6 protein-coding genes are annotated in these 11,480 nt (G+C 29.8%); all 6 read left to right on the forward strand.

The window, feature by feature from the left end; genetic code table 11:
• Positions 1 to 371 precede the first annotated feature (371 nt).
• Positions 372 to 2,900, forward strand: coding sequence for a 1,4-alpha-glucan branching protein GlgB (gene glgB, locus HF850_RS14710; protein WP_206151694.1), 2,529 nt, complete (start codon positions 372 to 374; stop codon positions 2,898 to 2,900).
• 61 nt (positions 2,901 to 2,961) lie between these two features.
• Positions 2,962 to 4,401: a glycogen synthase GlgA gene (glgA, locus tag HF850_RS14715; protein ID WP_169106180.1), complete on the forward strand. Its 1,440-nt coding sequence runs from the start codon at positions 2,962 to 2,964 to the stop codon at positions 4,399 to 4,401.
• A 27-nt stretch (positions 4,402 to 4,428) separates the two neighbouring features.
• The gene (locus HF850_RS14720; protein ID WP_169106181.1) at positions 4,429 to 6,867 is read left to right on the forward strand and encodes a glycogen/starch/alpha-glucan phosphorylase; all 2,439 of its coding nucleotides are present in this window, start codon (positions 4,429 to 4,431) and stop codon (positions 6,865 to 6,867) included.
• Between the two features lie 12 nt (positions 6,868 to 6,879).
• Complete coding sequence (locus HF850_RS14725) at positions 6,880 to 8,706, forward strand: glycoside hydrolase family 13 protein (RefSeq protein WP_169106182.1); 1,827 nt, start codon at positions 6,880 to 6,882, stop codon at positions 8,704 to 8,706.
• 99 nt (positions 8,707 to 8,805) lie between these two features.
• On the forward strand, positions 8,806 to 9,969 hold the full coding sequence (locus HF850_RS14730) for a glucose-1-phosphate adenylyltransferase (protein WP_169106183.1): 1,164 nt from the start codon (positions 8,806 to 8,808) through the stop codon (positions 9,967 to 9,969).
• Positions 9,970 to 9,995: 26 nt separating this feature from the next.
• Positions 9,996 to 11,096, forward strand: coding sequence for a glucose-1-phosphate adenylyltransferase subunit GlgD (gene glgD, locus HF850_RS14735; protein ID WP_169106184.1), 1,101 nt, complete (start codon positions 9,996 to 9,998; stop codon positions 11,094 to 11,096).
• Positions 11,097 to 11,480: the final 384 nt, after the last annotated feature.

Here is an 11,480-nt window from a genome sequence, read left to right on the forward strand (position 1 = left end):
CGTGTGGAAGAGTAGGACGTTGCCAGGTAAGTATAGGATAGTTAGAAATAACTATCCTTTTTAGCGTTCATAAATAAATTTACATAATTATCTATAGATTAATAAATTGGAGATAAAGAGAAATTTTCGTAAAAAAGAGAGGTAAACTAAGATAGTTTTTATATCTTGTTTACTTCTCTTTTTATTTATTTTGAATATTATCATTACCCTCTAAAAATAAATTTTAAGAAAATGTATAGAAAATATTTAAAAATGAGTGAAATATATTTCAAAATTTGGTAAAATAGATTTATAGGCAAAATAAGTAAAAAAAACAAAAGAAAGGATAAAGGCTATGAGAGGGATACTAAAATGGATGGGGGTAAGAATTAATGTCAGAGAAGCCTAGTAAAAGTAACAAAAATAATACAGAAGTAATAGTAGCTGAGGATACTAAAATGGAAGCAGATGGTGTGGAAAAGAAAGCATCTGTGAAAGCAAAATCTTCAGTATCCTCTGAAAAAGAGAAGACTACGAAGAAAAAGCGTTCATATAAATCTAAAGCTAAGATAGAACCAAAAGAAATATTAGAGGAAAGTTCAAATACTAAAGAAATTAAAGCTACAAAAAAGAAATCCACTGTTATTAATTTACTTGAAAATGAAGCTGACAATGAGGAGAAAGCAGCTAAGGTAGTTGATGAAAAAGGTGATAAGGATTTGGTTGTAGAAGACAAGGAAGTTAAGGTGCGTAAAACGACTAAAAAAACATCTACAACTAACACAAAAACATCTAAAAAGACTACAAATAAAGCTACTAAAACAGCTAAAAAAACAAGTGCTAAGAAGAGTGAAGGTAAAGCAAAAGTTAAGGCATCAACTGAAAAAGTAGAGTTAAAAGAGAAAAATACAAAAGAATCAATAGATATGGAAAGTTTAAAAAATGCTACAAGAAGTATTGCAGTAGAAGTGGATAAAACAAAACTAACAAATTTCAATGAATATTTATTTCATCAAGGAAAGAATTATGAAGCTTACAATATATTAGGTTCACATAAAACAATTGAAAATGATGAAGTAGGTATACAGTTTGCTACTTGGGCACCTAATGCAAGAGCTGTATATGTTGTTGGTGATTTTAATAATTTTGAAGTAAAAGATGAATATAAATTAGAGAGAATTACTGATAATGGGATATGGAAAGGATTCTTTAAAGAGCCACAAATAGGTCAAAAGTATAAGTATTGCATTATAGATGCCAATGGAAAGCAAGGAGAATTTAAGGCTGATCCATATGCAATACAAAGTGAATTAAGACCAGGAAATGCTTCTATTATATATGAAGCAGAAGATTTTAAATGGACTGATACTGAATGGATTTCAATGAGAGATAAGGTAAATGTTCTTGAACAACCATTAAATATTTATGAAATTCATTTAGGGTCTTGGAAGAGAAAAGAGAATGGAGACTTTTTATCTTATGAAGAAATATGTGAAGAACTTCCTTCATATATAAAGGAAATGGGATATACTCATATTGAAATTATGCCTCTTGTTGAACATCCACTAGATGCATCATGGGGATATCAGGGAACTGGATATTACTCTCCAACAAGTAGATATGGAAATTTAGAAGGTCTTAAAAAGTTAATAAATAGATTGCATGAAGAAAATATAGGGGTAATTATGGACTGGGCTCCAGGACATTTTTGTAAAGATGCTCATGGATTATATAAATTTGATGGGACACCAACTTATGAATATCAGGAAGAATGGAGAGCAGAAAACAAAGGTTGGGGAACATGCAATTTTGATTTAGGTAGACCAGAAGTAAAGAGTTTCTTAATTTCAAATGCTTTATATTGGTTAAGAGAATTCCATGTTGATGGATTAAGAGTAGATGCAGTTTCTAGTATTTTATATCTTGATTATAGTAGACAGCCAGGTGAATGGGTTCCAAACAAATTTGGCGGAAATGGAAATCTAGAAGCTATAGATTTTTTAAAGCAATTAAACGAAGCTGTATTTAATGAATATCCAACAACACTTATGATTGCAGAAGAATCTACTGCATGGCCAAATGTTACAAAGCCAGCAATTAATGATGGGCTAGGATTTAATATGAAATGGAATATGGGATGGATGAATGATACTTTAGAGTATGTAGAAATTGATCCTAAATATAGAAAACATAATCATAGAAATATAACTTTTGCTATGATGTATAACTATGCAGAAAATTATTTATTACCACTATCACATGATGAAGTAGTTCATGGTAAAAAATCTTTAGTAGAAAAAATGTGGGGTGATGAATGGAATAAGTATGCAGGTCTTAGAGCTTTTATGGGATATATGATGGGACATCCTGGTAAAAAACTTTCTTTCATGGGATGTGAATTTGCACAAGGAATAGAATGGAGAGAATATGAGGGCTTAGAATGGAATCTTATAAATGATAATGAGATAAATAGACAGACTCAATTATTCTTTAAAGATTTAAATCATTTATATTTAGATAATAAAGCATTCTGGGAATTGGATCATAATTATAAAGGATTTAATTGGATTGAAGCAGATAATAATGAACAAAGTATATTAATTTTTACTAGAAGAAGTAGAGATGATGAAGATACTTTAGTATTTGTAGTTAACTTTACACCAATTGTTTATTATGATTACCAAATAGGAGTACCTTTCCTAGGTGAGTATGAAGAACTATTCAATACCGATGATGCTAAGTATGGTGGTTCAGGTCAAACTATGGATACTCTATTAGTTGCAGAAAAAGCACCATTCCATAATCAACCATATTCATTAAAAATTAAAGTGCCACCTATGGCTACTTTAGTATTAAAGATAAAAGATATTAAAAAAGAAAATAATAAAAATTTATTAATAGATAATAGTGAACAACAATAGATTTAAAGATTAAAAATAAGTTACTTAAAATATGTTTGAATCAGACTAAGGGGGATAAAGAATGAGAGTTTTATTTGTAGCATCAGAAGCTAGTCCGTTTATTAAGACAGGAGGATTAGGAGATGTTGCAGGGGCATTACCAAAAGCACTTGCAAAGAAAAATGTAGATATAAGAGTTGTAATACCAAAGTATAAAGAATTAAACTGGGAAGTTAAAGATAAACTAAGATTTAATAGATGGTTTAATGTTTATGTTGGTTATAGAAAATGCTTCTGTGGTGTATGGGAATGTTTCTATAATGGTGTAACTTACTATGTTTTGGATAATGAAAGATATTTTAAAAGAGATGGAATTTATGGATTCTATGATGATGCAGAAAGATTTGCATTTTTCGACAGAGCAGTTTTAGATATGTTACGTCAGATAGATTGGCAGCCAGATTTAATTCATTGTAATGACTGGCAGACAGGAATGCTACCTGTATTATTAAAATTCCAATATAAGAAGAATGATTGGTTTTATTGGAACATGAAGACTGTATATTCTATCCATAATATTGCATTTCAAGGTGTTTTTGATCCTATCATTTTACCTGAATTATTTGGATTTGATATGGAGTTATATGATAATACATGCTTACAGTTTGATACAGGTGTTAGCTTTATGAAGGGAGGGATATATTACTCAGATATTGTAACAACAGTAAGTAATACTTATGCTGGCGAAATACAGACTCAAGAGTATGGGCATAGATTAGATGCTGTGTTAAGAGATAGATCATATGCATTAAGAGGAATAGTTAATGGTATTGATTATGATGAATTTAATCCAAAAACAGATAAATATATCTATAAAAACTACGATTTAAATTCAATTAAGAACAAAGCTGCAAATAAAACTGCACTTCAAAGAGATTTAGGACTAGCAGTCGATGAAAATATTCCAATGATTGCAATGGTTACAAGATTAACAAGTCAAAAAGGATTAGATTTGTTAGTTAATATTGCAGATAGATTATTACAACAAAATGTTCAACTCGTAATTTTAGGTACTGGTGAAAAGCAGTTTGAAGATCATTTTAAGTGGCTTGACTATGCTTATGGTAATAAAGTATCAGCTAATATTAGATTTGATAATGCGCTATCTCATAAGATATACGCTGCAAGTGATATGTTCTTAATGCCTTCAAAATTTGAACCTTGTGGACTTGGTCAATTAATAGCACTAAGATATGGATCTATTCCAATAGTTAGAGAAACTGGAGGATTAAAAGATACTGTAACAGCATATAACGAATATACTGGATATGGAAATGGATTTAGCTTTAAAAATTATAATGCAGATGAATTATATAACATAATACAATATGCATTATGGATTTATAGAAATAAAAATCATTGGTCAACACTTGTAAATCATGCAATGAATTCTGATAATAGCTGGGAGAAATCAGCACAAGTATATTACGATTTATATAGGGAATTAACTGGAAGAGATTAGGTACAATTTCAACAAGGAGGAGTGTTAATGCTCAAAATGGATAAAAAGGCATTCAAGAAGGCTTATGTTAACAAGTTCTTAGAAATGCATGGTATTGAGTTAATGGAAGGTACCAATCAACAGAAGTATGAAGCTTTAGCTAGTCTTGTAAGGGATTATGTCACTAGGGATTGGCTGAAGACTAATAAAAAGTATAAGAAATCTGGAGAGAAACAAGTTTATTATTTTTCTATGGAATTCTTATTAGGAAGATTATTAGGTGATTCACTATTAAACATGGGAATAAGAGATGTATGCAGGGATGCTTTAGCAGAATTAAAGATAAACTTAGAAGAGTTAGAAAAACTAGAGCAGGATCAAGGCCTTGGAAATGGAGGCCTTGGGAGGCTTGCAGCATGTTTTCTTGATTCCATGGCTTCGTTAGATATAGCAGGAAATGGATGCGGAATAAGATATAAATATGGATTTTTTGAGCAGAAAATTATAGACCAAAAGCAGGTCGAAGTATCAGACAATTGGCTAAGAGAAGGGAATATGTGGGAGAAAAGAAAGCCTGAGAAAGCCGAAATAGTCAAATTTGGTGGAGAAATTCAAATGAGTGAAGCAAATGGAAGGCTTAAATTTAATCATGTAAATTTTGAACCAGTACTGGCTGTTCCTTATGATACACCTATCATTGGATATCAGAATAACGTAGTTAATACATTAAGATTATGGAGTGCTGAAGTAGTATCTAATGAATTTGATTTTTCTTCATTTAGTAGAGGAGACTTTTTACAAGCAATAAAATATAAAAATTCAGTTGAATCTATTTCACAGGTTTTATACCCAGAAGATTCATTCTATGAAGGAAAAATTTTAAGGCTTAAACAACAGTATTTCTTTGTATCTGCAGGAGTACAGAGTATTGTAAGGCATTACAAAAAGTATGGTACTGAAGGAATTGAATTGTTAGATGAAAAAATTGCTATTCATATTAATGATACTCATCCAACATTAGCAATTCCTGAACTTATGAGGATTTTGTTAGATGAAGAGGGATTAGATTGGGATACAGCATGGAGAATTACTACTAATACTATTTCATATACTAATCACACAATTTTATCAGAAGCATTAGAAAAATGGCCTGTTGATATGTTCAAGCAGCTTCTTCCTAGAATTTATATGATAGTTGAAGAGATTAACAGAAGATTTTGCGAAGAATTATCAAATAAGTATCCTGGAAATTGGGATAAGATATCCAGAATGGCCATAATAGCTGATGATAAAGTGAGAATGGCTAATTTGGCTATAGTCGGGAGTCACAGTGTTAATGGTGTAGCAAAACTTCATACGGAAATATTAAAGAAAAGAGAAATGAGTGATTTTTATTATCTTTATCCAAATAAATTTAACAATAAAACAAACGGAATTACTCATAGAAGATGGCTTTTAAAGAGTAATCCAGAACTTACAGAACTCCTCAAAGAAACAATAGGGGATAGCTTTATCTATCACCCACTTGATTTAAGAAATTTTGAACACAAACTAAATGATAACTCTGTTTTAGAAAGACTTTCTATAATTAAAAAGAATAATAAGGAAAAATTGTCAAAATTAATATTAAAAAATGATAAAATAAATGTAGATCCTAATTCTATATTTGATATTCAAGTAAAAAGAATACATGCTTATAAGAGGCAGATTCTTAATTGCTTAAGAATAATGAATTTATATAATCAATTAATTGATAATCCAAAACTCGATATTGTGCCTAGAACTTTTATCTTTGGTGGTAAAGCTGCACCAGGTTATTATTTAGCAAAGAACACAATTGAATTAATAAACTGTGTTGCAGACACAATCAATAAGGATACAAGAGTTAATGACAAAATAAAAGTAGTTTTTATGCAGAATTATAGAGTATCTTTAGCTGAGGAAATTATACCAGGTGCAGATATAAGTGAACAGATTTCTACAACCACTAAAGAAGCATCAGGAACATCTAATATGAAATTTATGATGAACGGTGCTATTACAGTAGCAACATTAGATGGAGCAAATATCGAAATACGAGATGAAGTAACAGATGATAATATCATTATTTTTGGGTTAACTGCAGATGAAGTTCTTAATTACTATAGAAATGGAGGATATAAATCTATAGATATCTATAATAGTGATCCAAGAGTTAGAAGAGTAATAAATGATTTAATAAATGGAAAATATAGCAGTGATAAAAATAGATTTAGAAGCATTTATGAGAATCTAATAACCTATAATGATGAGTTCTTTGTATTAAGAGATTTTGATTCATATTTAAAGGCTCAGGATAAGGTTGATACTCTTTATAGAGATACGAATAAATGGCAGAGAATGTGTGGTATAAATATCGCTCATTCAGGAATATTCTCATCTGACAGAACAATTGAACAATATGCAACAGGGATTTGGGGATCAGAAGTAATTTATAAGAATCTATAGGAGGGTTAATCAATGGACGGCATACAGGTATTACACGACTCGCAAGACTTAAAATTTAGAAAACCATTTGGAGCAGTAGAAGAAGGACAAAAAGTAAAACTGTCAATTGATATTAATAAAAAAATAATAGTTGCATTAGAAATAATACAATTTGATGGGACAAGACTTAATATGGGAATGAAGAAGGAATATTTAAATGATGGATCTTACAGATATTCTGTAGAAATTGATACTACCGGTTTAAAAGGAGTATTAAAATATTACTTTATCCTTATTGATAAGTATGACAGATTGTATTATGGAAATAATGATGAACACTTAGGTGGAGTTGGGCAATTATATGCGTATAATCCTGTACCGTACCAGATAACAGTATACAGTAAGACAAGTATACCTGATTGGTATAAAGAAGGAGTTATATATCAAATATTAATAGATAGATTTTATAATGGAAATAAGGATAAGACTATAAATTCACCTAAAAAAAATTCATTTATTTATGGTAGATGGTCAGATGATCCTATGTATATAAAAGATTATCAAGGGAGAATTATTAGATGGGACTTTTATGGTGGAAATATTAAAGGAATAGCTGAGAAACTTGATTATATAAAGTCATTAGGAGTTAACATTATTCTACTTAGTCCTATATTTAAATCATCAAGCTGTCATAAATATGATACTGGAGATTATGAAGTAATAGATGAAATGTTTGGAACAAATGAAGAGTTTAAAGATTTCTGCAGATTAGCAGAGAGTATGGGAATGAAAGTTATACTAGATGCTGTGTTTAGTTATACAAGTTCTGATAGCAGGTATTTTAATAAACAGGGTAACTATAACGAAATAGGAGCATATCAATCTCCAAATTCAAAATATCATAGCTGGTATAAATTTAGAAGTTACCCTTTCCAATATGAGTGCTGGTGGGGAATTGATTCTAAGCCTAATATTAATGCTATGCAGAAATCTTATATTGAATATATGGTTACAAATCATGATTCTATTATAAAAAGGTGGATTAATAGTGGAGCAAGCGGATGGAAACTTAATGTAATAGATGAACTACCAGATGAATTTATAAAGCTAATCAGAGAAAAGTTACAAGATATGAATAAAGAGACTGTACTTATAGGAGATATATGGGAAGATGCTTCTAATAAAGTTAGTTATTCAAGGAAGAGAAAATACTTATATGGAGAAGAGGTTCAATCTACAACTAATTATCCAGTAAGAGAATCACTTATTAATTTTATTAAAGGATATACAAAGTCAGATAAATTTAGACAGAAGATAATGTCTATATATGAGAATTATCCAAGAGAAATATTCTATGGAAGCATAAATATTGCAGGTACTAATGATACAGAAAGAATTTTAACTGTATTAGATGGTAATATTGAGCTATTAAAATTATTGGTAGCAGTACAATTTACATTGCCAGGGGTGCCTATGATATGTTATGGGGATGAAGCTGGACTTAAGGGTGGTAAAGAACCTGATAATAGGAAGAGTTATCCTTGGGGAGAAGAAAATGAGGATATATTAGAGTTTTATCGTCGTATTGCAGATATAAGAGTACATGAAAAATCATTAAAAAAGGGAGATTTCTTTATATATAAGACAGAAGAGGATGTACTAGTGTTTGAAAGAAATTTTGAAAATGAAAAAATTATAGTGATTGTGAATGTTTCAAATAAAAATGTGATTATTAAGGATATAGCTTTTAATGGGGAATATATAGACTTATTTAATAAGGATGAAAAGTATAAATTTATAGGGGATACAAATATAATAAGTATCTCAAAACGTGATTTTAAAATATTAAGAAAAATGTAGTTTATTCATAAACGTGAAATCTAATATGTTGAACATATTATTAAATATATTATTTATAAAGTTATTTTTGAGAGTAATAACTATGAGGGGAGAAAAGATATGGGTAAAAATGAAATTGTAGCAATGATATTAGCAGGAGGACAAGGCTCAAGATTAGGGGTATTAACAAAAAAATTAGCAAAGCCAGCAGTTCCATTCGGAGGTAAATATAGAATTATAGATTTTCCATTAAGCAATTGCTCTAATTCAGGTATATATACAGTAGGGGTACTAACTCAATATAAACCATTAGAATTAAATGCACATATTGGAATAGGTGAAGCATGGGATTTAGATAGAGAAAATGGAGGTGTAAGCATATTACCACCATACCAAGAAGAAAAAGGCGGAGAATGGTACAAGGGAACTGCTAATGCTATTTATCAAAATATAGAATTTGTTGATAGATATGATCCAGAGTATATATTAGTACTATCTGGAGACCACATCTATAAGATGGATTATACTAAAATGTTAGATTTCCATAAAGAAAGAAATGCAGAAGCTACAATCGCGGTTATAGAAGTACCTATGAAAGAAGCTTGCAGATTTGGAATAATGAATACAAGAGATGACCTATCAGTATATGAGTTTGAAGAAAAGCCTAAAAATCCTAAAAATAATTTAGCTTCAATGGGTATATATATATTCAACTGGAAGACACTTAAGAAGTATTTAAGAGAAGATGAAGCGGATAAGACTTCTAAAAATGATTTTGGTATGAATATAATACCTAAAATGCTTCAAGATGGAAATAAGTTGGTAGCATATCCATTCAAAGGATACTGGAAGGATGTTGGAACTATAAACAGCCTTTGGGAAGCAAATATGGATTTAATAAGAGATGATAATGAATTAGACTTACAGGATGAAGAATGGAAAATCTATTCAAAGAATCCTGTTAGACCAGCACAATATATAGGAGAAAATGCTAAAGTAACTAATTCGCTTATTGTTGAGGGGTGTGTGGTTAATGGCCAAATAGAAAATTCGATTTTATTCCAAGGTGTACAAGTGGGTAAAAATTCTGTAATAAGAGATTCTATAATTATGACAGATGCAAAAATTGGTGATAATGTTGTAATTGAAAAAGCCATAGTTGGAAATGGAGCTATTGTAGGAAAAGACTGTAAGATATCTTTAGGAGATGAAATTGCAATTATTGCTGCTAAAGAAGAGGTAAAAATGGGTACAGTTATGGAAGAAAGCAATAAGGCTGTCTAATTGGGATGCAAGAGGGGGAGAAGAAAATGAAAAATTGTATAGGTATAATTAATTTATATGAAAATGAAAATAGAATGGGTGAACTGGTTGTTAATAGATCTTTGGCTTCAGTTCCAATAGCAGCAAGATACAGAGTTATAGATTTTGTATTATCAAACATGACAAATTCAGGTATTAACTGTATTGGTATTTTTACAAAGAATAAATCAAGATCTTTAATTGACCATATTAGTAATGGAATTCCATGGGATTTAAATAGAAAAACTGATGGATTAAGAGTTTTTAATTTTGGAAATGATGATCCTGTATATGATGATGTTCATAATTTTGCTGAAAATATGCAATTTTTAAATAGAAGCAGAAGAGAATATGTACTTCTTGCTCCAAGCTATATGATATGTAATATTAATTATAATGATGTTCTTGAATATCATAAGAGCACTGGTAAAGATGTTACAATGATATATAAAAAAGTGAATAATGCAGATGAAGCCTTCGGAGACTGCGGTGTAGTGAATATAGACGATGCAGGAAGCGTTATAAGCGTTGGAGAAAATATAGGAAAGAATCCTAAGGCTAATATCAACATGGAAATGTATATTATGAAGAGAGAATTATTTGCTAATATAGTGAATGACTGCGTTAGTACAGGAAGATATAGAAAAGTAAAAGATTATATTCATAATAATTTTAATACTTTAAATGTTGGGGCATATGAATTTACTGGACATTTAGATTGTATAAATTCAATAAAAGCTTTATATGATGCAAACATATCTTTATTAAGTAGAAAAATAAATAAAGAAATATTTAATGAAGATAGACCAATTTATACAAAGACCAAGGATGAAGGCCCAACACATTATTCAGATAGAAGTAATGTTATAAATTCTATTATAGCTAATGGATGCAGAATAGAAGGAACAGTTGAAAATTGTATTATTGGCAGAAGAGTATATGTAGGAAAGAATACTAAGCTTAAAGATTGTATAATAATGCAGAATAGTAATATTGATGATGATGCAGTATTAGATAATGTTATTGCAGATAAGGGAAGCGAAATAAGAAAAGGGGAAACCCTTATAGGATCTGCTATGTATCCATTAGTAATTAAAAAGAAAAAATAAAACAGTATTGTCTATAAAGAAATATTAGAAGAGGGTTTTTTTATCGATCCTCTTCTTTTTATATTATCAGATTATGTCACAAAACAAATTACTAAAACCTAGAAATATAATATGTGTTAAATATTTTGCAGAAAAGTGTTGACAGTATAATATTAAAGTGATAATATATAAAACGTCGCAGGGAGCTAATAAGAAGTTCCAAAGTTAAGAATTAAAAAACAAAAGTTTTTTAAAAAAGTTCTTGACAGTTAAGAAATCAAGTGATAAACTAAATAAGTCGCTTGAGGGCGACACAAAAAAGTAACAGCGAAAGTTGCGAAAGAAAATGGTCTTTGAAAATTGAACAGAATATATAATACATTTAAGTAAACCAGCAATTCTTTA

Origin of the sequence: Clostridium sp. SM-530-WT-3G, from assembly GCF_012843905.1 — a bacterium.
Classification (GTDB): domain Bacteria; phylum Bacillota; class Clostridia; order Clostridiales; family Clostridiaceae; genus Clostridium.